This window comes from Pseudoxanthomonas sp. LjRoot125, from assembly GCF_964252705.1.
In the GTDB taxonomy this organism is placed as follows: Bacteria; Pseudomonadota; Gammaproteobacteria; order Xanthomonadales; family Xanthomonadaceae; genus Pseudoxanthomonas_A.
In genome coordinates this window covers 242,983-269,623 of the sequence record NZ_CAXUOY020000001.1, presented here as the reverse complement: position 1 = coordinate 269,623, position 26,641 = coordinate 242,983, and the positions used below count along the sequence as shown (strand labels likewise).

General features: G+C 68.7%; 24 protein-coding genes. 17 read left to right on the top strand and 7 right to left on the bottom strand.

Going from position 1 to position 26,641, the window contains the following annotated elements; translation table 11 throughout:
- The first annotated feature begins 9 nt into the window (after nucleotides 1-9).
- The 9 genes from ACSION_RS01260 (at nucleotide 10) to ACSION_RS01220 (ending at nucleotide 8,771) form a co-directional block, all read left to right on the top strand.
- Entirely contained in the window at nucleotides 10-486 is a 477-nt protein-coding gene (locus tag ACSION_RS01260; protein ID WP_093488925.1) for a SixA phosphatase family protein, read from the top strand.
- Nucleotides 483-1,064, top strand: coding sequence for a YceI family protein (locus ACSION_RS01255; protein ID WP_435304501.1), 582 nt, complete (start codon nucleotides 483-485; stop codon nucleotides 1,062-1,064). The genes ACSION_RS01260 and ACSION_RS01255 overlap by 4 nt, the downstream gene beginning before the upstream one ends.
- Entirely contained in the window at nucleotides 1,061-3,037 is a 1,977-nt protein-coding gene (locus tag ACSION_RS01250) for a phospholipase D family protein (RefSeq protein ID WP_435304500.1), read from the top strand. The genes ACSION_RS01255 and ACSION_RS01250 overlap by 4 nt, the downstream gene beginning before the upstream one ends.
- 88 nt (nucleotides 3,038-3,125) lie before the next feature.
- On the top strand, nucleotides 3,126-3,554 hold the full coding sequence (locus ACSION_RS01245; RefSeq protein WP_435304499.1) for a hotdog fold thioesterase: 429 nt from the start codon (nucleotides 3,126-3,128) through the stop codon (nucleotides 3,552-3,554).
- Nucleotides 3,555-3,624: 70 nt separating this feature from the next.
- Nucleotides 3,625-4,422 (top strand): lysophospholipid acyltransferase family protein, encoded by a 798-nt coding sequence (locus ACSION_RS01240; RefSeq protein ID WP_093488919.1) that lies wholly within the window; start codon nucleotides 3,625-3,627, stop codon nucleotides 4,420-4,422.
- Nucleotides 4,423-4,513: 91 nt separating this feature from the next.
- A complete protein-coding gene (locus ACSION_RS01235; RefSeq protein WP_435306636.1) occupies nucleotides 4,514-5,503 on the top strand; it encodes a YheT family hydrolase in 990 nt (329 codons plus the stop codon).
- A gap of 49 nt (nucleotides 5,504-5,552) precedes the next feature.
- Nucleotides 5,553-7,628, top strand: coding sequence for a tetratricopeptide repeat protein (locus ACSION_RS01230; protein ID WP_435304498.1), 2,076 nt, complete (start codon nucleotides 5,553-5,555; stop codon nucleotides 7,626-7,628).
- A 25-nt stretch (nucleotides 7,629-7,653) separates the two neighbouring features.
- Nucleotides 7,654-8,265, top strand: coding sequence for a YbhB/YbcL family Raf kinase inhibitor-like protein (locus tag ACSION_RS01225; protein ID WP_435304497.1), 612 nt, complete (start codon nucleotides 7,654-7,656; stop codon nucleotides 8,263-8,265).
- Complete coding sequence (locus ACSION_RS01220; protein WP_435304496.1) at nucleotides 8,262-8,771, top strand: RDD family protein; 510 nt, start codon at nucleotides 8,262-8,264, stop codon at nucleotides 8,769-8,771. Before ACSION_RS01225 ends, ACSION_RS01220 begins: the two co-directional genes overlap by 4 nt.
- A gap of 13 nt (nucleotides 8,772-8,784) precedes the next feature.
- Here the strand turns inward: ACSION_RS01220 and ACSION_RS01215 are convergent, their stop codons facing one another.
- From ACSION_RS01215 to ACSION_RS01205, 3 genes are all read right to left on the bottom strand, one after another.
- Nucleotides 8,785-10,203 (bottom strand): hypothetical protein, encoded by a 1,419-nt coding sequence (locus tag ACSION_RS01215; protein ID WP_435304495.1) that lies wholly within the window; start codon nucleotides 10,201-10,203, stop codon nucleotides 8,785-8,787.
- A 61-nt stretch (nucleotides 10,204-10,264) separates the two neighbouring features.
- Nucleotides 10,265-11,083, bottom strand: coding sequence for a DUF4377 domain-containing protein (locus ACSION_RS01210; RefSeq protein ID WP_435304494.1), 819 nt, complete (start codon nucleotides 11,081-11,083; stop codon nucleotides 10,265-10,267).
- 62 nt (nucleotides 11,084-11,145) lie between these two features.
- Nucleotides 11,146-11,940: an undecaprenyl-diphosphate phosphatase gene (locus ACSION_RS01205; protein ID WP_435304493.1), complete on the bottom strand. Its 795-nt coding sequence runs from the start codon at nucleotides 11,938-11,940 to the stop codon at nucleotides 11,146-11,148.
- Between the two features lie 211 nt (nucleotides 11,941-12,151).
- On the opposite strand from ACSION_RS01205, the gene glnA reads away from it, so the two are divergent.
- The 6 genes from glnA to ACSION_RS01175 all read left to right on the top strand — a co-directional run bounded on the left by glnA (nucleotide 12,152) and on the right by ACSION_RS01175 (nucleotide 19,037).
- Nucleotides 12,152-13,561: a type I glutamate--ammonia ligase gene (glnA, locus tag ACSION_RS01200; RefSeq protein ID WP_435304492.1), complete on the top strand. Its 1,410-nt coding sequence runs from the start codon at nucleotides 12,152-12,154 to the stop codon at nucleotides 13,559-13,561.
- Between the two features lie 432 nt (nucleotides 13,562-13,993).
- Nucleotides 13,994-14,332, top strand: coding sequence for a P-II family nitrogen regulator (locus ACSION_RS01195; RefSeq protein WP_056880236.1), 339 nt, complete (start codon nucleotides 13,994-13,996; stop codon nucleotides 14,330-14,332).
- A 16-nt stretch (nucleotides 14,333-14,348) separates the two neighbouring features.
- The gene (locus tag ACSION_RS01190; protein ID WP_435304491.1) at nucleotides 14,349-15,851 is read left to right on the top strand and encodes an ammonium transporter; all 1,503 of its coding nucleotides are present in this window, start codon (nucleotides 14,349-14,351) and stop codon (nucleotides 15,849-15,851) included.
- Nucleotides 15,852-15,912: 61 nt separating this feature from the next.
- Entirely contained in the window at nucleotides 15,913-16,965 is a 1,053-nt protein-coding gene (locus ACSION_RS01185) for a two-component system sensor histidine kinase NtrB (RefSeq protein WP_435304490.1), read from the top strand.
- The gene (ntrC, locus tag ACSION_RS01180) at nucleotides 16,955-18,394 is read left to right on the top strand and encodes a nitrogen regulation protein NR(I) (RefSeq protein ID WP_435304489.1); all 1,440 of its coding nucleotides are present in this window, start codon (nucleotides 16,955-16,957) and stop codon (nucleotides 18,392-18,394) included. Before ACSION_RS01185 ends, ntrC begins: the two co-directional genes overlap by 11 nt.
- 73 nt (nucleotides 18,395-18,467) lie before the next feature.
- On the top strand, nucleotides 18,468-19,037 hold the full coding sequence (locus ACSION_RS01175) for a superoxide dismutase family protein (RefSeq protein ID WP_435306635.1): 570 nt from the start codon (nucleotides 18,468-18,470) through the stop codon (nucleotides 19,035-19,037).
- 39 nt (nucleotides 19,038-19,076) lie between these two features.
- Here the strand turns inward: ACSION_RS01175 and ACSION_RS01170 are convergent, their stop codons facing one another.
- Complete coding sequence (locus ACSION_RS01170; protein ID WP_435304488.1) at nucleotides 19,077-19,961, bottom strand: hypothetical protein; 885 nt, start codon at nucleotides 19,959-19,961, stop codon at nucleotides 19,077-19,079.
- A 104-nt stretch (nucleotides 19,962-20,065) separates the two neighbouring features.
- Here ACSION_RS01170 and ACSION_RS01165 point away from each other — a divergent pair, with 104 nt between their 5' ends.
- The gene (locus tag ACSION_RS01165; protein WP_435304487.1) at nucleotides 20,066-21,346 is read left to right on the top strand and encodes an acetyl-CoA C-acetyltransferase; all 1,281 of its coding nucleotides are present in this window, start codon (nucleotides 20,066-20,068) and stop codon (nucleotides 21,344-21,346) included.
- A gap of 23 nt (nucleotides 21,347-21,369) precedes the next feature.
- On the opposite strand, the gene ggt is transcribed toward ACSION_RS01165, so the two are convergent.
- Nucleotides 21,370-23,118, bottom strand: coding sequence for a gamma-glutamyltransferase (gene ggt, locus ACSION_RS01160; protein ID WP_435304486.1), 1,749 nt, complete (start codon nucleotides 23,116-23,118; stop codon nucleotides 21,370-21,372).
- Between the two features lie 177 nt (nucleotides 23,119-23,295).
- Here ggt and ACSION_RS01155 point away from each other — a divergent pair, with 177 nt between their 5' ends.
- Nucleotides 23,296-24,309, top strand: a complete 1,014-nt coding sequence (locus ACSION_RS01155; RefSeq protein ID WP_435304485.1) for a DUF4349 domain-containing protein — start codon at nucleotides 23,296-23,298, stop codon at nucleotides 24,307-24,309.
- An 8-nt stretch (nucleotides 24,310-24,317) separates the two neighbouring features.
- On the opposite strand, the gene ACSION_RS01150 is transcribed toward ACSION_RS01155, so the two are convergent.
- Together ACSION_RS01150 and ACSION_RS01145 are read right to left on the bottom strand one after the other, a co-directional pair.
- On the bottom strand, nucleotides 24,318-25,577 hold the full coding sequence (locus tag ACSION_RS01150; RefSeq protein WP_435304484.1) for a heme biosynthesis protein HemY: 1,260 nt from the start codon (nucleotides 25,575-25,577) through the stop codon (nucleotides 24,318-24,320).
- Nucleotides 25,574-26,617, bottom strand: a complete 1,044-nt coding sequence (locus ACSION_RS01145; protein WP_435304483.1) for a uroporphyrinogen-III C-methyltransferase — start codon at nucleotides 26,615-26,617, stop codon at nucleotides 25,574-25,576. The genes ACSION_RS01150 and ACSION_RS01145 overlap by 4 nt, the downstream gene beginning before the upstream one ends.
- Nucleotides 26,618-26,641: the final 24 nt, after the last annotated feature.

Below are 26,641 nucleotides of genomic sequence, written 5' to 3'. Positions count from 1 at the left end.
AAGCGTCCCATGCGTGAACTCATCCTGCTGCGCCACGCGCATGCCGAACCGGCCACCACCGGCCAGTCCGACCTGGACCGTCCCCTTTCGCCGCAGGGCCTGGCCGAGGCCGAATCGGTCGCGGCCTGGATGAAGGACAAGGGCCTGGTACCCGACCGGGTGCTGTGTTCGCCGGCGCGCCGGGCGCGGGAGACGCTGGAGGCGGTGCTGGGGGCGATCGGCTATGTCGAACAGCGGCTCGAGGAGCGCATCTATGAAGCCACTCCCGGCACCCTGGCCGACCTCGCCGACCAGCATCGCGAGGCCGAGCGCCTGCTGATGGTGGGCCACAACCCGGGCTTCGAGCAGTTGGCGGCCCTGATGTATTCCGGCGTGACCAGCGAATACCGCGGCATGCCGCCGGCGGGCGTGGTGGTGCTGACCCTGCCGGTGGACGCGTCCATCGAACCGGGCGTGGCACAGCTCTCCGAATTCTGGTGGCCATGACGCACGCCGCCGCCGGCCTGCGGCTGGCCGCGCTGGTGGTGGGCGCGTTGCTGTCCGCGCCGGTGCTGGCGCAGGGGCGCAACGATTTCGATCCGGCCAACACGCGGCTCGGGTTCGAATTGCGCACGCGCTGGGGCCAGGTGCTGGATGGCGTGTTCCGCCAGTACGAAGGCTCGGTGGAGCACCTGCCCGACGGCCGCCAGCAGGTGCGCCTGCGCATGTACACGCGCGATGTCGAGATCATCGACCATCCCCGCTACGGCGACTGGGCGCGCAGCGAGAAGTTCTTCGATGCCGACCGCTATCCGGTGGTCACCTTCACCTCCAAGCCGTACGACCCGATGCTGCTTTACGACGGCGGCAAGCTGGAGGGCGAGCTGAGCATCAAGGGCATCAGCCGGCCGCGCAGCCTGGACGTGGCCCCGTCGACCTGCCAGCGCCCCGCCGTGGGCTGCGACGTGGTGGCCACCGGTGCCGTGCGGCGCAGCGACTACGACATGGACGACTGGATGCTGGCGGTCAGTGACCGCGTGGTGTTCGTGCTGCGTGCGCGGATCAGGAGCGGAAAGGCGCCGTGAACCACCGTCGTGCCGCCGTGATCGCCGCGCGTTGCGCGGTCCTTTGGCTCGCGCTGCTGTGCAGCGCCTGCGCCAGTCTTTCCGACCGCCAGCGCGACCGTGCCGCCGGCATCGCCGCCGCCGCACGCTCGCAGGTCGTCGAATGCACCCAGGCCGATGCCTGCGCGCTGCGCTCGCCGCTGTACGACCTCGGCGACGAGGCGCGGGCATCGTCCACGCCGGAAGCACCGCGCCACTACGCCGTGATCCTGGATCAGGGTTCCGACGCACTGCTGGCGCGGCTCAACCTGATCCGCAGCGCGCGCGAGCACATCGACCTGCAGACCTACATCTTCGACAAGGACGACAGCGCCCGGCTGGTGCTGGACGAATTGCTCGGCGCCGCCCGGCGCGGGGTGAAGGTGCGCCTGCTGATCGACCAACTGTCGGCTATTGCCGACCTGGAGATCCTCGCCGCGCTGTCCGGCGCGCACGAGAACTTCGCCATCCGGATCTACAACCCGAGCTTCGGCAAGGCCAAGCTCAACTACCTGGACTACGCGGGCAGCGTGTTGTGCTGTTTCCGTCGGTTCAACCAGCGCATGCACACCAAGCTGCTGCTGGTGGACGGACGCGTCGGCATCAGCGGTGGCCGTAACTACCAGGACGACTATTACGACTGGGACGCGGAGTACAACTTTCGCGATCGCGACGTGCTGGTCGCCGGCCCCGAGGCGGAGGCGATGGCGCGCAATTTCCAGCTGTTCTGGGAGGCGCGGCGCAGCGTGCCGGCGGAACGGCTCAACGACGTCGGTCGCACGCTGCTGGACGAAGGCGTCCCGGCGATGCCCGTGCCGCGTTACCTGCGGCCGGAACGCGTGCAGGCGGCCAGCGCCGATGCCAGCGATCCGGCCGTCATCCGCGAGCGTTTCGTCGATACCGCCTACCCCGTCGGCGCCGTGCGCTACATCGCCGACCTGCCGCAGAAGCACCGGCGCGAACGTCGCGACGACGATGCGCCCGCCGCGCCCGAGCTGGAAGCGCTGATCCGCAGCGCTCAGACGGAAGTGCTGTTGCAGACGCCGTACCTGGTGATGTCGAAGCAGGCGCAGGCGATGTTCCGCGAGATGCGGCAGCGCCAGCCGCCGCCGCAGGTGGTGGTGTCCACCAACAGCCTGGCCGCGACCGACAATCCGGTCGTCTATTCGATGTCGTTCAAGTACAAGCGCCGCTACCTGCGCGAGTTCGGTTTCCAGATCCACGAGTTCAAGCCGTTCCCGGAAGACGCGCCGGTCGACTACGCCGCGCTGATGCCGGAAGGACCGCCACTCTCATCGCCGAGTGGCGAGGCCGGCGGCAGCGGCGGCATCCGAGGTCCATCGGGTTCTATCGGACCGTCCTCCGGGGGTTCATCCAGTGCATCCTCCGGCGAAACCACGCGGCGTTTGCAGCGCACCGAGTCGCGGCCGTCGTTCCTCAGCAGCGGTGCCGGTTCCGAACCGTTGCCGCTGAAGCGCGCCGGCGTCCGCATGGGCCTGCATGCGAAGTCGATGGTGATCGATGGCGAGACGGCGGTCATCGGCACGCACAACTTCGACCCGCGCTCGGAGAACTACAACACCGAGGCGGCGGTGGTGATCCAGGACACCGCCTTCGCCCAGGCGCTCGCGGACAGCATCCGGCGCGACATGTCGCCCCGCAACGCCTGGGTGATCGCGCCGCGTGCCAAGCCGGTGGTGTTCTCGGGCCTGGACTACAGCCTGGGCAAGGTGTCCGAAGCATTGCCGATCTTCGACATCTGGCCGTGGCGGTATGCGACCAGTTACGAATTCCAGCCCGGACCGGACTGCCCGCTGCCGGTGACGCCGAAGGATCCGGCCTTCCATCGCTGCTATGTGTCGGTGGGCGATTTTCCCGAGGTCAACGTCGGCCCGAAGTGGCTGTACACGCGTGTGCTCACCGCGTTCGGCGCGGGGCTGGTCCCGATCCTCTGAAGGCCGATCCACCCGAGGCGATGTGGCGCTTCGGGTACCGCGCAGGCTGGCGTACCCTTGCGCTTTCCTTTCCGGATCCCGTTCCGCCATGAGCTTCCGCGCGCCCGTCGACCTCGCCGCCCTCAACGCCCACGCGGGCAATACGCTGGTCTCGAACCTGGGCATCGTCATCACCGGTGCCGGGGACGACTGGTTGCGCGGCACCATGCCGGTCGATGCGCGCACGGTGCAGCCCTACGGCATCCTGCATGGTGGCGCTTCGGTGGCATTGGCCGAAACGCTGGGCAGCATGGCCGGCAACCTGTGCGTGGACACGACCAAGGAGATGGTCGTGGGCCTGGAAATCAACGCCAACCACGTGCGCGCGATGCGCGGCGGCGTGGTCACCGGGACGGCGCGCGCGCTGCACGTGGGCCGCAGCACCCAGCTGTGGGAGATCCGCATCGAGAACGACGAGGGCAAGCTGGTCTGTGTCTCGCGCCTGACCCTGGCAGTGGTGCCGGGCGCCAAGGGCTGAGCCCTGCGGAATGCCGTGATCGCAAGGCCGCGCCTCACTTCTCCCGGTCCACTCCTGCTATCGTGACGGCATGACGCCACCCCCTGTTCATGTTGCGCGCGCCCATGGCGCCGCGCGGGCATTCCGCTACCTGTATCGCGTGCCGCTGCTGCTGATCCACCTGCTGGTCTTCCTGCCGGTCACGCTGCTGTGCCTGTCGCCGCTGCTGGTGTGGATCCGGGTGGGCGACGAGAACGCGGGCGACGTGGCGGTGCGCTGGTGGTCGAGTGGGCTGATGCGCATTTTCGGTTTCCGCCTGCGCCGGGTCGGCACGCCGTTGTCGGGTCCGACGATGTTCGTCGCCAACCATGTCAGCTGGATCGACATCGAGGCACTGCACAGCCAGCGCATGATGGGCTTCGTCGCCAAGCAGGAAATCCGCGGCTGGCCGGTGGTGGGCTGGCTGGCGGCGCAAGGCCAGACGATCTTCCACCAGCGCGGCAGCCAAGAATCGCTGGGCGGCGTGCTGCAGGCGATGATGCGACGGCTGCGCGAGGGTCGTTCGGTGGGCGTGTTCCCCGAAGGCCGCACGCGCGATGGCCACGAGGTCGGGCCGTTCCATGCCCGCATCTTCCTGGCCGCAGTCGAAGCCGGCGTGCCGGTGCAGCCGGTCGCGCTGCGCTACGGTGCGCGCGGCAGTGCCCAGCCGGTGGTGGCGTTCGGGCCGAAGGAGAGTTTCTTCGCCAACTTCCTGCGCCTGCTCGGCGAGCCGGCGCGGACGGCGGACATCTGCTTCCTCGAACCGATCCGCATCGCCGACGTCGAAGGGCGCCGGCGCATCGCCGACCTCTCGCGCGAACGGATCGTGCAGGCGATGGCGGCGGCCTGACCCATGGCGTTGACGGGTTTCCGACGGAATCGAAGGAATACTCGGTCCCGCGGTGCCATCCTCGGCCCGACGCTGCCGCGATGAGCCCATGATCACAGCCGCCGACTATCGTCCGCCACGCTGGCTTCGCAACCCGCACCTGCAATCGGTGCTGGGCTCGAGCGCGCTGCGTCGCCGGCGCGGCCTGCGCGCATTGGCGGTGAGCGGCGCAGTGACCGCCGAACACATCGTCGATGGTGGCGACGGGGTGCGGCTGCAGGGGTTCCTCAGCCAGGTGCCGGGCCGCGAACCGCGCGGTCTGGTGCTGTTGCTGCACGGCTGGGAAGGCAGTGCCGATTCCAGCTACATGCGACTGACGGCGGCACAACTGCTGTCGCGCGGTTTCGATGTGTTCCGGCTGAACTTCCGCGACCACGGCGATACCCACCATCTCAACGAAGACCTGTTCCACTCCAACCGCCTCGATGAAGTGGTGCACGCAGCCGTGGATGTGTCGCGGCGCTTCGCCGGCGGCGTGCCGATGCGGGTGGCCGGCTATTCGCTGGGCGGCAACTTCGCGCTGCGCCTGGCGCTGAGGGCACCCCAGGCCGGGCTGGCGCTGGCGCACGTGGCGGCGGTATGCCCGTTGCTGGACCCGGCGACCACCATGGAGCGCATCGAGAACGGGTTGCCGCTGTACGACTGGTATTTCGCGCGCAAGTGGCGCCGCTCGCTGGAGCGCAAGCGCCACCTGTTCCCGCAGCGCCACGATTTCGACGACACCGTGCTGGCGCTCGACATGCGCGCGCTGACCGACTGGCTGGTGCAGCGGCACACGGCGTTCGGCACGCTGGATGCGTATTTCGACGGCTATGCGATCGGCGGCGATCGGCTGTCCGGGCTGTCCGTGCCTGCACACATCCTGATGGCCGAGGACGACCCGGTCATCCCCTTCGATACCTTCCGCGGCTGGACGTTGCCGGCCCAGGCCACGCTGGAGATCGCGCCCTGGGGCGGGCATTGCGCCTTCATCGAGAACGTCGCGGGCGACGGGTATGCCGAGCGCTGGGTGGCTGAGCGGCTGGCCGGCGACGCTGCCTGAGCCCGGAACCGCCGTTACAATCGACGTTTGTCCGAACGCTGGTAGTCCGATGTACGACCCGATCCTCGAAGCCCTGCGCCGCGGCGCCACGGCCGATGCGCTGACCGCTGCCGAAACCCTCGTGGCCGAGCGCCCCGCCGACGCCCAGGCGTTGCGCTGGCTGTCCGCCGCCCAACTGCAGAACGGCCAGGCCGATGCGGCGCTGGCCAGCATCGACCGCGCCATCGCGCTGTCGCCGGAAAATGCCGAACTGCACCTTGCGCGCGCCGGCGTGCTGGTTGGCAGCCGGCGTCCCGACGAGGCACAGGCGGCCCTGGACCAGGCGACCGTGCTGGATCCGAATCAGTTCGGTGCCTATCTCTCGCAGGCCCAGCTGGCGTTGGCGCGCGGCGATCTCGATGAGGCCGAAAGGGTCAACCGCCTCGCCGAACGCGTGGCGCCCAACCATCCGCAACTGGCGGTGGTGGAGGGCATGGTCGCGTTGCAGCGCGGCGAGGCCGATACCGCGCTGAAGCGGGTGTCGCAGGCCATCGAGGCGGCGCCGGACGACGCGCAGCTGCGCTACGTGCTGGGCTTCATCTACATGGCCAAGGGACACCTGGCCTTCGCCGAGCAGGCCTTTCGCGCCATCGTGGAAAAGAATCCGGCTGCCTCCAGCTTGTGGGGCCTGATCGCCGATCTGCTGGGTCGTCAGGGCCGCTTCGACGAAGCCGCCGACGCACTGGGCACGTTGTTCGCCGATCCCGCGCGCGCCACCCCGGGACTGAAGCGCCTGGCGGGCCACCTGCGCCTGCGCGCAGACCAGCTCGAGCAAGCGCAGCCGCTGCTGGAAGACGCCGTGGGCCAGGGCGCCCACGACCGCGCCACGCTGTCGGCATTGCTGCAGCTCTGGCACGCCCAAGGCCAGCAGGAGCGGGGGCGCGCGTTGCTCGAAGCATGTCTGGCGCTGCACCCGCGCACGGCCGACCTGTGGCTGGCGCGCTTGGCGCTCGAAGACGTGGGCAGCGAGGCCGCCCTTGCCGTCGCGGCGCGCTGGGTGCACGTGGCGCCGGAGTCCGTGCCCGCGCTGGAAGCGCAGATGGCCGCCCTGGCCCATGCCGGGCGCGGCGAGGACGCGGACGCCATCGCCTATCGCATCCTGGATTTCGTGCCGGGGCACAGCGACGCGCAAGCGCGCAAGGTCAATGCGCTGGTCGCACGGGACCCGGCGGCTGCGGTGGCGCACGTTGAAAGCCTGTTGCAGCAGGCGCAGCAGGACGAGATCCGGCAGACGCTGCTGGGATGGCTGGCGCTGGCGCAGGACCGCGCAGGTCTGCGTGCGGAAGCGGTGCGCAGTTGGCTGAAACGGGCCGAGGGTTATCTGCCCAACAGCCTGCCGCCGAACCCTCTCAGTGCGTCCTCACAGGCATGGCCGGAAAGAGGATCGATCACTCCTGAAACGCCGAGCAGACCGCTGCTCCTCTGGGGCGCACCAGGTTCCGGCGTCGAGCGAATGGCAGCGGTGTTCTTCGCCAGTGGTGCTCCCCTGCGGAGCGATCGATTCTCAGAACGAGCGCCTGGGGATGGATTCCAGCGTTATGTAACCGTGCAGGAGCTTGTGAACGGCGTGAAGAAGGGCGATGGCCTGATTGCGGATTGGCGCGCCGGCCTACCTTCCCGCGGTGTCCACGATGGCAACGTGGTGGACTGGCTGGTCTGGTGGGACAACGCATTGCTCCATGGCCTGCGCCCCCGCTTGCCCGAGGGGCGACTGCTGGTCGCGTTGCGCGATCCCCGGGACATGCTGCTGGAGTGGCTCGCCTACGGTTCACCCGCCATGTTCGCGATCTCTTCGATCGAAGCCGCCGCAGACTGGTTGGCGACGGTACTCGACCATGTCGCCACGATCCTGGAGCAGGATCTTTATCCCGCCACGGTGGTGCGACTCGACGGCATCGAACGCTCGCCTTCTTCCATCGCTGAAGCGCTGAGCCAGGCGCTCGGCGGCACCCGGCTTGCCGTTCCGCCGGAAGCGGGCAACGAGGGCTTCGCCGCCGGCCACTGGCGCCAGTACACCGATGCGCTCGCCGTGCCGTTCGCCGTGCTCACGCCCGTCGCGGTAAGACTGGGCTATCCGGCAGCCTGATTCCCATCTGCGACAGGAGCCGCGCATGCGCGTTTGGAGCGACAGTTTCGAAAACACCCGTCCCATCCCGGCCGAGTTCGCGATGGGGCAGCCCGATGGCTTCGCGCCCAACCGCAACCCGCACTTGGCATGGGATGGCGTCCCCGACGGAACCGCATCCTTCGCCCTGCTCTGCATCGATCCGGACGCGCCGACCGTGCCTGAAACGGTCGGGCGCGAGGACGTGCAGATCCCGGTCGAACAACCGCGTGCGTATTTCATCCACTGGGCGATGGCGGACATCGCGCCGGACATACGCACGATTGCGGCCGGCAGCTGCAGCGATGGCGTCACCGCACGTGGCAAACAGCACCCCCAAGGTCCGGCTGGCGCACGCCAGGGTTTGAACGACTACACCGGCTGGTTCGCCGGCGATGCGCAGATGGGCGGGGACTATTCCGGTTACGACGGTCCCTATCCGCCGTTCAACGATCTGCGCGTGCACCGTTACTTCTTCCGCCTGTTCGCGCTGGATGTGGCGACGCTGGACTTGCCGAAGCGCTTCACTGCCCACGATGTTGAGCGTGCGATGCAGGGCCATGTGCTGGCCGAAGCCGCGGTGCACGGCACCTATACCTTGAATGCGGGCCATGCATGAACGCTGGGGCTGAGGGCAATCCTTACGAAAGTCCCGCCAGCTCCATTCTGGATCCCGCGGTCGCTGCGGCGACGCTCATCCCGGCTACGAAGCTACGCCGTTTCATCCATTGGCTGATCGATCGGTGCATGGTGGTGGGCCTGCTGTTCCTGGCCATGGTCGGTGCAGGGATCGTGGGGGGCGAGGCAGTCTTCGAATGGGTGGAAACCCTGGCTTGGTGGCAAGACCAGCTCATCGGGCTTGCGGCCATCGTTCTGTACTACACCGCGATGGAAGGACTGACCGGGACCACGATCGGCAAGTTGCTTACCGGCACGCGTGTGGTCGACGAGTCGGGGGACCGGATAGGCTTCCGGCAGGCGTTGCTGCGCAGCCTGAGCCGCGTGGTTCCGTTCGAAGCGTTTTCCGTCCTGCTCGCAGAGGATGAAGATCCTCGAGGCTGGCACGATCGTTGGCCCCGCACGCGGGTCGTGCTCAGGCGCCGCGCCACGGCGGTGCCGGCCTGAGCCGTCCCCGTCGTCACTCGCCGTCGAGCCGCCAGCGTGCAAGCCCGGCGTCGTCGATGACGAGGCAGGTCCCCGTTGCAGGGCATTCGTGAACGATGCGGATGTCGTGCAACGGAACATCGAGCCGCCACGCGAGCCCCCATGCGCCGATGGCGTAGAAGCGCTGTGCGTCCGCCACGCTGACATGCAAGGGCATGGTCGGTGCGGGCTGTTTTTCCAGGGACTGCAGCGTGGCCTCCGCCCAGCGGGCGCGTCCGATCAGTCCCGGATGCTCGAGCCTGCGCGTACCTTCCACGGCGATCCATGACGAAACGGCGATGAGCGCGGCGACCGCCAGCGCGCGCGGTGTATCCACGATGCCGCGCGCCATCGCGATGATGGGCAGGATGACGGCGATGGCGGCGTAGTACTCGTAGCTGTTCCAGGCGAACAGGAAGTAGGGCGCATAGGCCAGCACGGCGAAGAGGGGCAGGGCCAGCCATTGCCGCGTCGCCAGCGTGCGGCGTCCGTGCCGGAACGCGAGCGCCCAGGCTCCCAGCATCGGCAGCGCCGTAGCGACGATCCAGGCCAGCCCGGGCAGTCGCTCGCCAGCGACGGCCATGCGCAGCGCTTCGCGTGGGACGTTGAGCAGCCAGGCGGCGAACGAAGCCGCATTGCGCACCACATGGCTGCCGAGACCGAGTTCGTAGGCCGCATCGGTATTGGCGGTGAATCGTCCGCGCAACACCAGCCACACGGCGACCACGACGACCGTCGACAGCCACGCGACGATCTCGTCCGCCTTCGGTCGGCGAACACCGACGAAGGCGGCCATCACCAGGATCAAGCCGGGCGTGAGCGCGGCGGATTCCTTGCAGAGCAGGGCCAGCGCGACCGATGCCGGCACCGATGCCAGCAGCGCCATGCGTACGGCGCCCTTGGCATCCCGCGCGCCGATCCAAGCGGCCAGCGCCAGGGTCGTGAACAGCGAGAGCAGCGCGTTGTTGGCGGCGGCCACCCAATGCACGGGCAGAACATGCACCGTCAATGCACCGTACACGACACCGGCCAGCGCAGCGATCCTGCCGGCGCTTTGCCATGTGCAGGCGCGCGCCACGTGGTATCCGAGCAGGCCGACGCCCACCGACGCGAGCAAGTGCAGCCCCAGGTTCACCGCATGCGCGGCGAAGGCATTCCCATGCAGGACGGCATCGATGAAGCGCCAGTACGCTTCCTGCGACAGCGGTCGCCAGAAGCGCACCGGCGATGAAGGCCAGAAATCCGACCACCACGGCGCACCACTCGCGTTTGTCGCGTGTGCCGCATGCAGGAACACATAGTCGTCGCCCCAGAACGGCGTCCACAACGCAGGAAGCCACATGGCCGCCGCTGAGATGGCCAACCCAATGACGACGACCCAGGAGAGGGAGGAGGCGTTCCTTGCAGGGCTCATCAGTGACGCATCCAGTCCGGTGGCGCGCCACTATACCGGCGACGCGCCACCGCCGAACGCGTCACTTCTTCTCGTTGGCGGACTCCACCACCATGTCCAGCACGTAGGCGCGGTTGGACGCGTCCGCCGGCGGATTCTTCACCGTGTAGCGATCCACGCGCAGCACGTTGCGGATGCCCGGCTCGTGGGTGTAGCCCTCGATGCTGTCGTAGAAGTGCTGGAACTCACCGGGCGTGCCGACCTTCAGGCCCTTGTCGTCGTACTGGATCTCGCGGACCTGCAGGCATTGCATGTCCGGGATCAGCGGATGGTTGCAAGGCTTGGTGTCCGCGGCCACTTCCAGGAACACGCGCTCGCCCGGGCCGCCGTAACGCGTTTCGGCGGTGGGTTCGCCGGTGAAGGCGAGCGTGTCGCCGGTGGCGGTGGTGAGGGTCAGCGTGGGCGCATCGCCGGTCGCGGTGGTCGCCAGTTTCAGCGTGCCTTCCAGGCGCTTGCCGACTTCGTCGTCGAGCGCCATCAGCTTGGCGTCGGCGCAGGCCATCTTCGTCGACATCAGGCGTCCGGCGGTCAGCGAGCCGTCGGCCAGCGTGTAGCTGCCGCCCATGCGATTGCAGGTGTTGGAAATGCCCAGGCGCCCGTCGCGGAAATCCAGGGTCACCGGCTTGTCGGGCTGGGCGAACAGCGCGTCGATGCGTTGGCCTTGCGCATCCGTCGCCGAGGTCAAGCGCCAGTGGTACTTCGGCAGCAGCGCGCCATCGGCGGGAGCGGCGACGGGTGCGGCCGCGGGGGCCACCGCGGCAGGAGGGGCGGGGGTCTCTTCGGCCGGCTTCGGGCAGCCGGCCAGTGCGAGGGGCAGGGCGAGCAGCAGCAGTCGTTTCATGGCGTCTTCTCCAAGGGTGGCCTATGCAAACGCGCGAGCGGTTGGAACGGGGTGAAGGGCGATCAGCTTCCGACCGGCATCAGCAGGAGCAGCAGCGCGCCCAGCACGATGCGATAGATCGCGAAGCCGGTGAAACGATGTGCCTTGATGAAGCCCAGCAGCCACTTCACCACCACGAAGCCCGTCGCGGTCGCTGCTGCGAACGCCAGGGCGACCTCGCCCCAGTTCTCGCTACCCAGCGCGTTGTCCTTCACCAGCTCCAGGAAGGCGTAACCGCTGGCCGCGAACATCGTGGGGATGCCCACCAGGAACACGAACTCCGCCGCCGACGAGCGCCGGCTGGTGCCGGCCAGCATCGCCATGAAGATCGCCGCCGCCGAGCGTGACGTGCCCGGGAACACGCCCGCCACGACCTGGGCCAGGCCGACCAGCACCGCGACCTTCCACGTAATGGTCGCCACGTCGCCGCGCTTCTCGGCGAAATGCTCGGCCACCAGCATCCATAGGCCGCCCAGGATCAGCGCCCAGGCGATCGGGGTGACGGTCTCCGGCAGCTCCCAGCCCGCCAACCGCACCGGCAGGCCGACGAAGGCGGTGACGAGGAAGGCCACGGCCAGTTTCATCGCGTAGTCGCGCGTGGCGGCATCGCGCCAGCCGGTGGCCAGCTCCCAGATCCGGCGGCGGAACACCAGCGTGGTGGCCAGGATCGCGCCGGCCTGGATGACGATGTTGAAGAAGTCCGAGCGTTGGCCCAGCCAGTGTTGGGCGATCAGCAGGTGGCCGGTGCTGGAGACCGGCAGGAATTCGGTCAGGCCTTCGAGGATGCCGAGCAGCAGCGCGGCGAGCAGGTCGGTCATGGGCGCAGGGGGCGGCGGAAAGCGGAAGAGGATAGTGGAAAGCCCTATGCACCGTTTTAGGGATGAGTGCGGGAAATGTGCACCACCATGGGGATTGGACGTGAAAGCTGTGTCAACCCAGCTCAATAAAATCAATGACTTGAAGTGACTTTTGGGTTGGCACGAGGATTGCTGTATCCCGATACATCCTTATCCAACCCGAGGTTCCAAGATGTCTGTGGAGAATGTTGAAAAGCTGATCAAGGACAACAAGGTCGAGTTCGTCGACCTGCGCTTCGTCGACATGCGCGGTGTTGAACAGCACGTCACCTTCCCGGTCAGCATCGTGGACGCCTCGCTGTTCGAGGACGGCAAGATGTTCGACGGCTCGTCGATCTCGGGCTGGAAGGGCATCAACGAGTCCGACATGGTGCTGCTGCCCGACCCGAGCAGCGCCTACCTCGATCCGTTCTATGCCGATCCGACCCTGGTGCTGATCTGCGACATCCTCGACCCGGCCACCATGCAGGGCTACTCGCGCGATCCGCGCGGCATCGCCAAGCGCGCCGAAGCCCACCTGAAGGCCAGCGGCATCGCCGACGTCGCCTTCTTCGGCCCGGAACCGGAATTCTTCATCTTTGATTCCGTGCAATTCGCCAACGACATGGGCCACGCGTTCTTCAAGATCAATTCCGAAGAAGGCGCCTGGAACAGCGGCAAGAGCTACGACGGCGCCAACAGCGGCTACCGTCCGGGCATCAAGGGCGGCTACTTCCCGGTGCCGCCGACCGATTCGCTGCACGACCTGCGCGCCGAGATGTGCAAGACGCTGGAACAGGTCGGCATCGAAGTCGAAGTGCACCACCACGAAGTCGCCACCGCCGGCCAGTGCGAGATCGGCGCGAAGTTCAACACGCTGGTGCAGAAGGCCGACGAACTGCAGCGCATGAAGTACGTGGTCCGCAACGTGGCCCACCGCAACGGCAAGACCGCCACCTTCATGCCCAAGCCGATCGTCGGCGACAACGGCAGCGGCATGCACGTGCACCAGTCGCTGGCCAAGGGCGGCACCAACCTGTTCACCGGTGACGGTTACGGCGGCCTGTCGCAGATGGCGCTGTGGTACATCGGCGGCATCTTCAAGCACGCCAAGGCGATCAATGCGTTCGCCAACTCGGGCACCAACAGCTACAAGCGCCTGGTGCCGGGCTTCGAAGCGCCGGTGATGCTGGCCTACTCGGCGCGCAACCGTTCCGCTTCGTGCCGCATTCCGTGGGTGGCCAACCCGAAGGCGCGCCGCATCGAGATCCGCTTCCCCGATCCGCTGCAGTCCGGCTACCTGACCTTCACCGCGCTGATGATGGCCGGCCTGGACGGCATCAAGAACCAGATCGACCCGGGCGCGCCGAGCGACAAGGACCTGTACGACCTGCCGCCGGAAGAAGAGAAGAACATCCCGCAGGTGTGCTCCAGCCTGGACCAGGCGCTGGAAGCGCTGGACAAGGACCGCGACTTCCTCAAGGCCGGCGGCGTGATGACCGACGACTTCATCGATGCGTACATCGCGCTGAAGATGCAGGAAGTGACCAAGTTCCGCGCGGCCACGCACCCGCTGGAATACCAGCTGTACTACGCCAACTGATGCCGTCGTACGCGCTCATCGCCACGCATGCGGAGGGCCTTCCCGAGGTCCTCCGCACCGCAGCGGTCGCGCACTGAGTTCTCGCGGCGATGGCGACGGATCACCCCTCCCACCCGTCGCCATCGCCGCACCCTCTCGAACGCATCGCGTCGCGATGCGTCCGCCCGGTTGGGGAACCGGGGCAACACCTGTCTTCGATTCCTGGAGATCGCACCAACGCTGTACTTGGGGAAACACAGGAGAGGTCCATGAACCGCAGCTCCCTCCCACGTCATCCGTTTCCGCCGCACATGATCGCGGCGGGCACGGGTGCGGTTCATGCATCGCTCCGCACCGGAAACGTGCGCGCCGCCAGGGGGTTGTGCGCACGGGTGCCTTGAAACCACCGGCCGGCTTCGGTCGGCCGGTTCCATCCACCATCGGGGTATGCGCATGAAACTGATCACCGCCATCATCCGGCCGTTCAAGCTTGACGAGGTCCGAGAGTCCTTGTCGCAAGCAGGCGTGTCCGGCATCACCGTGACCGAAGTGAAAGGCTTCGGCCGGCAGAAGGGCCACACCGAGCTGTACCGCGGCGCCGAGTACGTCGTCGATTTCCTGCCGAAGATCAAGATCGAAACCGTCGTCACCGACGAGCGACTGGATGCCGTCATCGAGGCGATCCAGCAGGCGGCCGGCACCGGCAAGATCGGCGACGGCAAGATCTTCGTCACCACCATCGACCAGGTCATCCGCATCCGTACCGGCGAAGTCGGCGCGGACGCGCTCTAACACTCGGAGCCCCCACATGAAGACTCGACTGTTCTCCGGGTGGAAGACCCGTACCCGGATGCTGTGCATGGCCGCGCTGTTCGGCCTGATGACGGTGGGCGCGACCGCCACCGTGTTCGCCGCGCAAGACACTGCCGCACCCACGACTGAAGCTCCCGCTGCCGAAGCCGCCCCCGCTGCCGACGCTGCGCCTGCACCGGTCGAAGCGGCCGCCGCTCCCGTGGAAGCGGCTGCGGCCCCGGCGGAAGCCGCTGCCGCGCCTGCAGAAGAAGCCCCGGCCGCCGCGCCGGTGGTCGACAAGGGCGACGTGGCGTGGATGCTGACGTCCACGCTATTGGTGCTGCTGATGGTGGTGCCGGGCCTGGCCCTGTTCTACGGCGGCATGGTGCGTTCGAAGAACGTGCTGTCCGTGCTGGTGCAGGTGATCACCGTGTTCTCGCTGCTGGTCGTGCTGTGGATCGTCTACGGCTACAGCCTGGCGTTCTCGGGCGAGGGCCAATGGATCGGCAACCTGGACAAGCTGTTCCTGACGGGCGTCGGCATCGACACGCTGGCCGCCACCTTCACCGACGGCGTCAGCCTGCCCGAGTACGTGTTCGTCGCGTTCCAGTCGACGTTCGCCGGCATCACCGGCGCGCTGATCGTCGGTGCGTTCGCCGAGCGCATGAAGTTTGCCGCGGTCATCCTGTTCTCGGTGATCTGGTTCACCTTCGGCTATCTGCCGATCGCGCACATCGTGTGGGCCACCGGTGGCTATCTGTTCGAACTGGGCGCGCTGGATTTCGCCGGCGGCACCGTGGTGCACATCAATGCGGGCGTGGCCGGCCTGATCGGGGCGTACTTCGTCGGCAAGCGCCTGGGCTACGGACAGACTGCACTGAAGCCGCACAACGTCACCCTGACCTACGTCGGTGCGTCGCTGCTGTGGGTGGGCTGGTTCGGCTTCAACGCCGGCTCCAACCTGGAAGCGACCGCGGGCGCCGCGCTGGCCTTCATCAACACGCTGGTCGCGACCGCCGCGGCGGTGATCGCCTGGGCGCTGGCCGAGAAGATCCTCAAGGGCAAGTCGTCCGCGCTGGGCGTGGCCTCGGGCGCGGTCGCCGGCCTGGTCGGCATCACCCCGGCCGCCGGCCTGGTGGGTCCGTTCGGTGCCGTGGCCATCGGCTTCATCGCCGCCATCGCCTGCGTATGGGGCGTCACCGGCCTGAAGCGCCTGCTGAAGGTCGACGACACCGCCGACGTGTTCGGCGTGCATGCCGTGGGCGGCATTGTCGGCGCGATCCTGACCGGCGTGTTCTACAACCCGGCGTGGGGTGGCCAGGGTGGTGAGGACTTCGATCTGGTGGGACAGGTCATCAAGCAGGCGACGGGTGTCGGCCTGACGATCGTCTGGATCGGCGTGGTCTCGGTGATCGGCTTCCTGATCGCCAAGGTCGTGTTCGGTCTGCGCGTGGCTGAAGACGCCGAGCGCGAGGGCCTGGACATCGCCTCGCACGGCGAATCGGCCTACGAGGCCTGAGGGTTTGCCGGGGACGGCTTTGCACTAAACTGGTGCAATGTCGTCCCCGGACGTTTTCCGCATGCGCATCGAGCCCACCACCGACGCCCTCAGTACGCCGGTGGCCTGGGCGGACGCCGCCGGCCAGATCCTCGGCGTAAACCCGGCCTTCGCCCGTTGGCTGGGCGTCAGTACCCGCCGCCTGCTGGGACAACCGCTGGCGGCCCTGGAGATCGAAGGCGACGCCATGGCGCGCTTCCTGGACAACACCGACCGCGACGTCCTGCGCCTGCACCGGCTAGCCCTGGGCATGCCGGGCGAGTCGCCCCGCTTCGCCGAAGGCTGGCTGTCCCGGCTGGATGGCGGCGGCTGGCTGCTGGAAGCCCACCCGGTCGACGAGTTCCCGGCCCTGGACCCGACCCAGGCGCTGCCCAATGCCCTGAGCGCCGCACTGAAGGGCCTGGCCCACGAACTGCGCAATCCGCTGGCGGGCCTGAAGGGCGCCGCCCAGCTGCTGGCGCGCCGCGCCGTGCAGCGCGATGACAACGACGACGAGCGCGAGCTGATCAGCCTGATCGAATCGGAGATCAACCGCCTCAACAACCTGCTTGAGCAGCTGCTGTCGCCGGTCCCGCAACGACCGCATGCGCCGCTCAACATCCATGCCGTGCTTGAGCGCGTGCTGCGGCTGGCCGAGAACGAAGGCGGCTGGTCGGTGCGCCTGCAGCGCGACTACGACCCCAGCCTGCCCGAGCTCGACGGCGACGCCGACCGGCTGACCCAGGCGGTATGGAACCTGGTCCGCAACGCCATCCAGGCGGGTGCGGCCAACATCATCCTGCGTACCCGTGTCGAACACGGATCTCGCATCCACGATCACCTGCATGCGATGGCGCTGCGGGTGGAGATCGTCGACGACGGTCGCGGCGTGCCGGAAGAGCTGGCGGAACACCTGTTCCTGCCGCTCGTGAGCGGCCGCGCCGAAGGCAGCGGACTGGGCCTGGCCCTGGCCCAGCAGGTCGCCCGCGAACACCGCGGCACGCTGGCCTACCGCTCCCGTCCCGGCCACACGGTCTTCACCCTGATGCTGCCGCAATCGCTGCACGACACCGACGAGGAACGTCATGTCCACTGACCGCCTGGCGGCGGCCACCGCCGCCGACGCCCGCCGCATCTGGGTCGTGGACGACGACCGCTCGGTGCGTTTCGTCCTGGCCACCGCGTTGCGCGATGCCGGGTATGCGGTCGACGGTTTCGACAGTGCGGCGGCGGCGCTGCAGGCGTTGGGCGCGCGCGGCGCGCCGGACCTGCTGTTCACCGACGTGCGCATGCCCGGCGACGATGGCCTGGTGCTGCTCGACAAACTGAAGGCCACGCACCCGCAGCTGCCGGTCATCGTGATGTCGGCGTACACCGACGTGGCGAGTACCGCCGGGGCTTTCCGCGGCGGGGCCCACGAATTCCTCTCCAAGCCCTTCGACCTCGATGATGCGGTCGCACTGGCCGCGCGTACCCTGCCGGATGCGGGCGACGTCGCCGACACCATCCCCGAAAGCGATGCGCGCAACGCCACGCCGCAGCTGATCGGCGACACCCCCGCCATGCGTGCGTTGTTCCGTGCGATCGGCCGCCTGGCGCAGGCGCCGCTGTCGGTGCTCATCACCGGCGAAACCGGTACCGGCAAGGAACTGGTCGCGCACGCGCTGCACCACGAATCTCCGCGCTCGCGCAAACCGTTCGTGGCATTGAACACGGCCGCGATTCCGGCCGAGTTGCTGGAGAGCGAACTGTTCGGCCACGAGGCCGGCGCGTTCACCGGCGCGCAGAAGCGCCACATCGGCCGTTTCGAACAGGCCGACGGCGGCACGCTGTTCCTCGATGAAATCGGCGACATGCCGCTGCCGCTGCAGACGCGCCTGCTACGCGTCCTGGCCGAAGGCGAATTCTTCCGCGTCGGCGGGCGCGAGCTGATCCGGGTCGACGTGCGCGTGATCGCCGCGACCCACCAGGACCTCGATGGCCTCGTCGCCGAAGGCCGCTTCCGCGCCGACCTGCTGCACCGCCTCAACGTCGTCCGACTGCAATTGCCGCCGCTGCGCGAACGCCGCGCGGACGTGCCTCAGTTGGCGGAGAACTTCCTGACGATGGCCACGCGCAAGCTCGACATCGCGCCCAAGCGCTTCGCCAACGCCGCGCTCGACCTGCTGCAGGCCCATGACTGGCCCGGCAACGTGCGCGAACTCGAGAACGTGTGCTGGCGCCTGGCGGCATTGGCACCCGCCGATGTCATCAACACCACCGACCTGCAGGGCGCGCTGTCGCATGCGCCCATTGCCGGCGGCGGCCGCGGCGAGTGGGACCACGCGCTGGCCGAGTGGGCGCGCCGACGCCTGCTGGAAGGCGCGGAAGCGCTGCATGCCGAAGCGCGGGAGCGGCTCGACCGCACCCTGCTGGAAGTCGCGCTGGAGCTGACCCACGGCCGTCGCGCGGAAGCCGCGGTGAAGCTGGGCGTGGGACGCAACACGGTGACACGCAAGCTGGGGCCGGGCCGCAAGCGCGGGTGAGCGCGGCGCGCTGCTTTCATTGAACATGAAGGTAGCGGCCGTTACGGTGGCGGGCCACGACCTGCCTCCGGAGATTTCCATGCGCATCGCCCTGCTGGCCGCCGCGTCGGCCCTCGCACTCGCCGCGTGCAGTACCACGCCGTCGACGCCCAAGGCGTCCACGCCGGATATTCCCACCACCAGCACCGCCAAGCAGGCGATCGCGGTGTTGGCATCGGCTTCGGCCAGCCGCGTCAGCGGCAGCGTCACCCTGATGCCGATGGGCAAGGGCCTGCACCTGACCGGCGAAATCGGCGGCCTGCCCGCCAACAGCACGCATGCCTTCCATATCCACGAGAAGGGCGATTGCAGCGCCGCCGACGCGAGCAGCGCCGGTCCGCACTTCAATCCCTTCAATGCCGCGCACGGCAAGGCGGGCAGCGGCGCGCACCACGCGGGCGACATGAACAACCTCACCGCCGATGCCGAAGGCGTGGCGAAGATCAATGTGCACCTGGACGGCGTCACCCTCGGCGGCGGCGCGGTCAACGACGTGTCCGGACGCGCGCTGATCGTGCACGCGGCGGCGGACGACTACGCGAGCCAGCCGGCCGGCAATGCCGGCGCGCGCGTCGCGTGCGGCATCATCAAGGTCACCCAGTAATCACTGGCGCGGCCACGGCGCGCGCCGTGGTCGCGTGGTTCACGCGCTCAGCGAGGTGCGCGGATCGGCCTTGCCGGGGCAGTGCGCGAACGTGACCGGGATGCCATGGGATTCCAGCACCGCTGCGATCTGCTGCTGGCGCGCCTGGAAGTGCTGGTAGGCGCGCTCCAGGCGTTCGTCGGTCGCTTCCTGCGTGGCGTAGCGCGCGCGCCAGGCCATCGGTTCGAACAGCGCGATGTGGACTTCGCCGTTCGCGTAGCGCAGCAGCGGCTCCGGCACGGCGTCCAGCCACTGTTCCTCGCCCGGCGCCATCAGTGCGGTTTCGATCACCGGCCACAGCGCACCGAGCCCGCCATGTTCGTACTGCATGGCGGTCATCGCGGCCAGGTCGTTCAGCGTCATGTAGCGCGCATGCTCGACCTGCGCGCCGAACGCGGTCTGCGCCAGCAGCGCGGTGTCGGCCTGCGCCATGCCGGTTTCCAGCAGGACGGATTCCAACCGTTCATCGACAGCGGCAACCGTATGGTCATCGCCGACCAGCAGGAACGGCACCACGCGCAGCAGGCCGCCGCGCAAGCCTTCCTCCGCCTGCAGCGGCATCGGGATGTCACCGGTATCGTCGGCGCCGAACGCAATGAGCCGCGCGCCTTCACCGCGCCCCGGCGCGCGCTGGTGCAGTTCGCGCAGGCGCTGGTGCAGCGACCAGCCGGGTCGCAGCGCTTCCGCGGGGTCGAAATGCGCGGCGGCCAGGACGAGATCCAGGTCACGGACCTGCGGCGCATGCGTGGCGAGGTCGCGCCCCAGCTTTTCCGCCAGCGCGCTCGCCTCCGCGGCGGGCAGTGCCGCCTGCTGCGGCATGCGGCCGGCCGCCAGTTCCAGGGCCATCACGCCCATCACGACAGGGCTGGTTGTGGATCGAGTCATGTCGGCGGTTGGAGGCGGTGGAGGGGCGGATTACACTCCCCCATTATGCCTGCCGTACGCAGGCGCATCTTCACCCTCCCATCGCCATCCGCACAGAGGTCCCCATGCCCGCACCCCGCCCCGTCGCCATCCTCGGCGGCGTCCGCATTCCGTTCTGCCGCCAGAACACGGCCTACGCGGATGTGGGGAACCTGGGCATGTCGGTGCGCACGCTCGGCGCGCTGGTCGAGCGCTTCGGCCTGCACGGCCAGCAGCTCGGCGAAGTGGCGATGGGCGCAGTGATCAAGCATTCCTCCGACTGGAACCTGGGCCGCGAAGCCGCGCTTTCCTCCGGCTTGTCGCCGCTGACCCCGGGCATCACGCTGCAGCGCGCCTGCGGCACGAGCCTGGACACCATCATCCACATCGGCAACAAGATCGCACTGGGCCAGATCGACTCCGGCATCGGCGGCGGTTCGGATACGACCTCCGAAGTGCCGATCGTCTACGGCAAGAAGCTGCGCGCGCGCCTGCTGGCCGCCAATCGGGCGAAGACCACGCAGGACAAGCTGAAGGCGCTGGTCAGCGGCTTCAAGTTCAGCGAGTTGAAGCCCGAGTTCCCCGGCGTGGCCGAGCCGCGCACCGGCAAGAGCATGGGCGACCACTGCGAAGACATGGCGAAGGAGTGGAACATCTCGCGCGATTCGCAGGACGAGTTGGCGGTGGCGTCGCACCGCAAGCTGGCCGCCGCGTATGAGCGCGGTTTCTTCGACGACCTGATCGCGCCGTTCCGCGGCCTCGAGCGCGACAACATCCTGCGTCCCGACACATCGTTGGAGAAGCTCGCCACGCTGAAGCCGGCCTTCGACAAGACCTCGGGCCGCGGCACGCTGACCGCCGCCAACTCCACCCCGCTGACCGACGGCGCGGCAGCGGTGCTGCTGGCCAGCGACGAGTGGGCGAGGGCGCACGGCCACGAGCCGCTCGCGTACCTGAGGGACGCGCAGGTCTCGGCGGTCGACTTCGTCCACGGCGAAGGCCTGCTGATGGCGCCGACGGTGGCCGTGCCGGAGATGCTCAAGCGCAACGGCCTCACGCTGCAGGATTTCGACATCTACGAGATCCACGAAGCCTTCGCCGCGCAGGTGCTGTGCACGCTGCGCGCGTGGGAGAGCGAGGACTACTGCCGCAACCGCCTCGGCCTGGACGCGCCGCTCGGCAAGATCGATCCGGCGAAGATGAATCCCAACGGCTCGTCGCTGGCGACGGGCCATCCGTTCGCCGCCACCGGCGCGCGCATCGTCGCCACGGTCGCGAAGGAACTGAAGCAGCGCGGCGGCGGCCGCGCACTGGTGTCCATCTGCACCGCCGGTGGCATGGGCGTCGTCGCCATCATCGAGCGGTAAGCGGTCGCGTTGCGCCGGTCCCGCTAGTGCGCCGGTGCCTGCACCTTGGCACTGCCCACGCCGTGCCGGTGGCCTTCGCTCACGGCGGTCACCGTGCCATCCGGATTGAACACCAACGCGTTGGCGGCGCCGATTTCCTCCGGGACCGCTGACCAGCCTTGCCCGCGCTGCTCGAGCGCCTTCGCCTCGGCACTGTCTGCGTAACCGGGTTCGATGTCCGTCGCCCGGCCGTTGCGCTGCGACAGCCGCGGCGCGTCGATCGCCTGGTCCATCCGCATGCCGAGGTCGACGTAGTTGACGATCGTCTGCAACACCGTGGTGATGATGGTGGAGCCGCCGGGACTGCCGACCGAGAACGCGGGCTTGCCGTCCTTCAGCGCGATCGTCGGCGTCATGCTGCTGCGCGGACGCTTGCCGGCCTCGGGAATGTTCGGATGCGGCGCGGTGAAATCGAAGTCGGTCAACTCGTTGTTGAGCAGGAAGCCGTAACCCGGCACCACGATGCCGCTGCCGCCCCAGTCTTCGATGGTGAAGGTATAGGCGACGATGTTGCCGTCCTTGTCTGACACGGTCAGGTGCGTGGTATGCGTGCCCTCCGGTTGCAGCGCGCGCGCTGCCGCGGGCCGCAGCGGATAACTGGGGTCCTGCTGGAAACCGAACGGGTCACCGGCGACGACGGCGCTGGTGGCCGCACGATCCGGATCGATCAACGCGCGCCGCTGCGCCGCATAGTCCTTGCTCAGCAGGCCTGCGACGGGCGCGTCCACGAATTCGGGATCGGCCAGGTACGCATCGCGATCGGCGAAGGCGAGACGGCTCGCTTCCAGATAAAGGTGCTCGACCTGCGTGCGCGGCAGCGATTTCAAGTCGTACCCTTCGAGGATGTTCAGCGCTTCGAACACGGTCACGCCGCCGCTGCTCGGCAACGGCATGCCGTACAGGTCGTAGCCGCGGTAGCTCGAGCGGACCGGTGCACGCAGGCGGGCTTCGTAATCGGCGAGGTCCGCCAGCGTCATGCGGCCGCCGCGTACCGACACGCCATCGGTCGTCGGGGGTCGATTCACGGCATCGACGATCGCGCGCGCGAGTGGACCTTCGTAGAACGCCTCCACGCCCTCGCGCGCCAGCAGCCGATAGGTCCGTGCGAGGTCGGGATTGCGCAGTGTCGTCCCCGTCGGAAGCGCCTTGCCGTTCCGCAGATACAGCGCGGCGGTGGCGGGGAAGCGATTGAATTTGCCTTCGTTCCGCGCAACCAGCGCGGAGAAATTCGCGTCGACGAGGAAGCCCTGCTCCGCCACGGAGATCGCGGGCGCCAGCACCTGTTCGAACGACATCGTGCCGTAGCGGCGCAGCGCCTCGTGCCAGCCACGCACGGTGCCGGGTACGCCGACGGACAGTCCGCTGGCGACCGCGGCGTCGAAGTCCATTTCGCGGCCGTTCTCGATGAAGAGGGCAGGCGTCACCGCGGCGGGCGCGGTCTCGCGATGGTCGAGGGCGACCACGCGCTTCTCCTTGGCCAGGTAGACCAGCATGAAGCCGCCGCCGCCGATGCCGCAGCTGAAAGGATCCGTCACCCCGAGCGTCGCGGCGGCGGCGACCGCGGCATCGATCGCATTGCCGCCCCGGTCGAGGATCGCCATCGCGGATTGCGTGGCGGGGTCGCTGATCGTGGCCGCTGCGCCTCCGGTACCGGTGGCGACCGGCGTCTTGGCGTGCGTGGCGCCGGCGGCCAGCAGGACGAAGAGGAACGCGGCGCGCAGGAGTCGGGTCATCACGGATCACCGAAGGGCAGGCGACCCGATTGTCACACGCACCAGGCACGCCACGCGCGCCCTCTCGCGGTGACCGATCCGGACATGGAATGATGTCGTCCAACCCCGGTGGGCCGTGCCAGGCGTTGGTAATCGGGCCGGTACCGCCGGCCACTGCCATGCTGCCCCGGAGTTTCCATGCGCCTGCACAGGATGTACCGCGTCGTTCCGCTGTTGGCCTTCTCGATCCTCGTCGTTTCCTGCAGCAGGCACGAAGCGCCGGAGGCCGACGTCGCCGCCTCCCGCGCAGCCGATGCGCCTGCCGCGCCGGCGATGGCGGAAGCGGCCTCGGGTGACTATGCCGCGGCAGCGGCGCCGCAGAAGAACCTGGAACCACCAACGCAGGGGCCGGGGGTCGATCCCTCGCAGATGGCCTCCGATGTGGCGACCCAGGTCGATCCGCAGCGTCGCTTCATCCGCACCGCGCAAGCGCAGTTCCAGGTGAAGGACGTGTATCGCACCGCGCTGGCGATCGAGGACGAGGTGGCCTCGCAAGGCGGCTTCGTCGTCGACAACGACATCACCTCGCAGGTGCAGCGCGTGCTGAGCCGCCCGCTCGGCGAAGGCAAGCGCCTGGAGTTGACCGAGTACAGCCTGCAGGGCGCCTTGACCGTGCGCGTGCCGAGCGAGCGGACGCAGGCCTTCCTGCGGGCCGTGGCGGCGCAGATGGAGTTCTTGGACCAGCGCACGTTCAACGCGCGCGACGCGCAGTTCGACCTGTTGCGCCAGCAGCTGGCCAGCCAACGCGCGCAGGACGAGCAGCGCGAACTCGGCGACGCCGTCCAGGCGGGCGGCAAGCTCGGCGACAAGACCGATGCGATCCAGTCGCGCGGTGCAGCGCGCGCCACGCGCGATGAAGCCCTGATCGCGCAGAAGGAATTCGAGGACCGCGTGGCCTTCAGCACCATCACCTTGTCGCTGCGCCAGGATGCACAGGTGCGCCGCGCCGAACGGGTGGACGTGGATGCAGTGTTCCGCGACAACGGGCCCGGCTTCTTCTCCCGCCTCGGTGAATCCCTGGCGGTCGGCTGGCGGGCCGCGCTGGACATCGTCGTTGCCCTGGCGGCGATGTGGCCCTTGTGGCTGGTGTTGCTGGCGGCCGTGCTGGGATGGCGCCGTTGGCGCGCAAAGCACCCGCGTCCTGCCGCGTGAACCCGGGCTCAGTCGCGCAGGCGCGGCAATCCGTGCGCGTCGCGCTCTTCGACGACAGCTTCGTCGTGGATCGTCTGCCTGAGGTCGCGTCCGGGCAGCACGACGGGCGCCTCTGCGCGCGTGGCCTTCAGCGCGTTGGCGTAGCACTGCTGCGCCTGCGCGGCGTCGCCCGCGGCGCTGAAGCCGTGGCCGAGTTCTTCCCAGGCCTCGGCGCTAGCGCCTTGCGCGATCGCGCGGTGCAGGAAGTCTTGCGCTTGCGCCCACTGGCCCTGCAGGCGGGTCAGACGGCCCAGCGTCAGCAGCAGCGCCGGGCTCGCCGGGTGCGCCTGCAGCCAGTGTTGAGCGCTGGCGCGGCGTGAATCGAGTTTGCCGATGGGCAGGCGCCCGTAGAGCGCGGCCAGGCCGTCGTCCCAGCGCGCTTCGAGGGCCTGTTCGATGCTGCGTGTCGCCGCATCTTCCCAGCGCAACGCGGCCGCGCGTTCGGCATACGCCGCGACCACGGCGGGCTGCAGGCGCAGCGCCTTGGTGAGCGTCTCCCAACGCTCGGCCAATGCGTTGGCATCGGAGGCTTCATGCAGCGTCTGCGCGGCGAGGCGCTGTTCCAGCACATCGAACGCGGCCGGCGCCAAGGCCTGTTGTTGCTTCAGCGCGCCGAGCAGTCCGTAGGCTTCGTTGGCGCGCGCGGTGTCCGCGAGCGCCTGCGCGCGCAGCGCCAGGCCGCGCGGCGGCAGCGGCTGTACCGACGGGGCATCCAGCAAGTCGAGCGCCTCCTTCGGACGGCCGGCCGCGATGGCGAGCTGTGCGGCCGTCAGTGCATGCGTCACCGACGAGCGCTCGCGCAACGCAGCGAGGTGGCGCTGCAGAGCGTCGTCGTCGCCCTGCGCGGCTGCGGCCTGGACGGCGCCGATGCGTGCGACGGTGCCGACCTCGTCGTCCTCGGCGGCGCGTTCCAGCAGCTTGCCCGACTTCGACCACTGCCCTGCGTGCAAGGCATCCAGGCCTTCGATCAGGCGCGCACGCGCCTGCTTGCGGCGGTGGCGTCCCCACGCGCGGAACGGTAGCGACAGCAGATGCCACGCCAGCCATGCGAGGGCGGCCGCCAACAGCAGCGTCAGCGCTGCGCGCGGTACGTTGGTATGCAGGTCGTAACCGGCGAAGCGGATGAACACCTCCCCCAGGTCTCGGTCGGTGCCGGCCATCCATTGCGCCGCGAGCGTGCCCAGCAGCACGAGCGCCAGCAACAGGATCACGGTGCGGAACGATTTCATGGGGACACCTCCGGAGATTCCGGCGCCGCCTCGGGCGCAGGCGGCAGTCGCAGGCGCACGCCTGCATTGCGCAGCGCGCGCAGCTGCTGCAGCGTCGTGCCCATCACGGCGGGTGGCGTGGGGGCAGGTGCCTGACGCAACGCATGCAGCTGGCCGCGCACCTGCCGGAGTGCCGATGAGTCCGGCCACAAGCGGGGCAACCAGGTGCCGATGCGATCCAGCGCAGCGCGATAAGCGGCGTCGTCTTCGCGTTCCAGGGCAGCGCGGGCCAGGCTGATCTCGATCTGCAATGCGGCATCCGCGGCCGTGCGCTCCGCCGGCGCGATCAACGTGGTGTCACGGGTCGGACGCACGTCGACGAGCGGCGCGAGGACACGTTGCCAGGCCGGACGGGCGCGGGTGTCGCCGCCCGCGGCAGCGTGCGCATCACGAGGCAGGGTCGCCAACGCCTTCACGAAGGCGTCCAGCCGCGCGGCGCCTTCGGCCTGCGTGCCGGCGCCCAGGGCATCCAGCGCGATCCGTTCCTGCGCCAGTGCCTGCTTGAGGTTCAGCAGGCGATGGTCGTCGATGCCGTCCAGCGCCCCGGCGGCCAGTGCATACGCGCGCTTCGCGCCTGCCAGGTCGCGGGCGATGTCCAGGCGCTGGGCGCCCTGAGACAACAGCAGTTCGACTTCGTCCAGCCGCAGCGCCTGGGCGCCATGGCGGTTCGGGTCGGAGAGCTTGGCGACGCTCTCCTCCAGCAATGCGCCGCGTTGGCCCAGGCCGAGCACCTCATCGCGCAACACGCGATTGGTCGCCGCGGCGTCGAGCAGGCGCTGGGCCTGTGCGCGCTGGTCGCGGCGCAAGGCTTCGGCGCGCGCTTCCAATGCATCGAGCCGCAGCGAGGCCTCCGAGGCCGCCGTGCGTTCCTGCGCGGAACGCGCCTGCCACCAGGCCCAGCCGCGCCACGCGCCGATGCCGGCCACGATCAGCACGAGCAACGCGACGACAAGGCGACGCGAGCCGATGGTGCGGGGCGGAGAGGGCGACGCGTCGTTCACGAAAGCATCCTTGGAGACAGGCAG

Excerpts from the sequence above, each read along its gene's own strand:
- ACSION_RS01260 (WP_093488925.1), top strand. The coding sequence starts at position 10 with ATGCGTGAACTCATCCTGCTGCGCCACGCGCATGCCGAACCGGCCACC.
- ACSION_RS01255 (WP_435304501.1), top strand. The coding sequence starts at position 483 with ATGACGCACGCCGCCGCCGGCCTGCGGCTGGCCGCGCTGGTGGTGGGC.
- ACSION_RS01245 (WP_435304499.1), top strand. The coding sequence starts at position 3,126 with ATGAGCTTCCGCGCGCCCGTCGACCTCGCCGCCCTCAACGCCCACGCG.
- ACSION_RS01240 (WP_093488919.1), top strand. The coding sequence starts at position 3,625 with ATGACGCCACCCCCTGTTCATGTTGCGCGCGCCCATGGCGCCGCGCGG.
- ACSION_RS01230 (WP_435304498.1), top strand. The coding sequence starts at position 5,553 with ATGTACGACCCGATCCTCGAAGCCCTGCGCCGCGGCGCCACGGCCGAT.
- ACSION_RS01225 (WP_435304497.1), top strand. The coding sequence starts at position 7,654 with ATGCGCGTTTGGAGCGACAGTTTCGAAAACACCCGTCCCATCCCGGCC.
- ACSION_RS01220 (WP_435304496.1), top strand. The coding sequence starts at position 8,262 with ATGAACGCTGGGGCTGAGGGCAATCCTTACGAAAGTCCCGCCAGCTCC.
- ACSION_RS01215 (WP_435304495.1), bottom strand. The coding sequence starts at position 10,203 with ATGAGCCCTGCAAGGAACGCCTCCTCCCTCTCCTGGGTCGTCGTCATT.
- ACSION_RS01210 (WP_435304494.1), bottom strand. The coding sequence starts at position 11,083 with ATGAAACGACTGCTGCTGCTCGCCCTGCCCCTCGCACTGGCCGGCTGC.
- ACSION_RS01205 (WP_435304493.1), bottom strand. The coding sequence starts at position 11,940 with ATGACCGACCTGCTCGCCGCGCTGCTGCTCGGCATCCTCGAAGGCCTG.
- glnA (WP_435304492.1), top strand. The coding sequence starts at position 12,152 with ATGTCTGTGGAGAATGTTGAAAAGCTGATCAAGGACAACAAGGTCGAG.
- ACSION_RS01195 (WP_056880236.1), top strand. The coding sequence starts at position 13,994 with ATGAAACTGATCACCGCCATCATCCGGCCGTTCAAGCTTGACGAGGTC.
- ACSION_RS01190 (WP_435304491.1), top strand. The coding sequence starts at position 14,349 with ATGAAGACTCGACTGTTCTCCGGGTGGAAGACCCGTACCCGGATGCTG.
- ACSION_RS01185 (WP_435304490.1), top strand. The coding sequence starts at position 15,913 with ATGCGCATCGAGCCCACCACCGACGCCCTCAGTACGCCGGTGGCCTGG.
- ntrC (WP_435304489.1), top strand. The coding sequence starts at position 16,955 with ATGTCCACTGACCGCCTGGCGGCGGCCACCGCCGCCGACGCCCGCCGC.
- ACSION_RS01170 (WP_435304488.1), bottom strand. The coding sequence starts at position 19,961 with ATGACTCGATCCACAACCAGCCCTGTCGTGATGGGCGTGATGGCCCTG.
- ACSION_RS01165 (WP_435304487.1), top strand. The coding sequence starts at position 20,066 with ATGCCCGCACCCCGCCCCGTCGCCATCCTCGGCGGCGTCCGCATTCCG.
- ggt (WP_435304486.1), bottom strand. The coding sequence starts at position 23,118 with ATGACCCGACTCCTGCGCGCCGCGTTCCTCTTCGTCCTGCTGGCCGCC.
- ACSION_RS01155 (WP_435304485.1), top strand. The coding sequence starts at position 23,296 with ATGCGCCTGCACAGGATGTACCGCGTCGTTCCGCTGTTGGCCTTCTCG.
- ACSION_RS01150 (WP_435304484.1), bottom strand. The coding sequence starts at position 25,577 with ATGAAATCGTTCCGCACCGTGATCCTGTTGCTGGCGCTCGTGCTGCTG.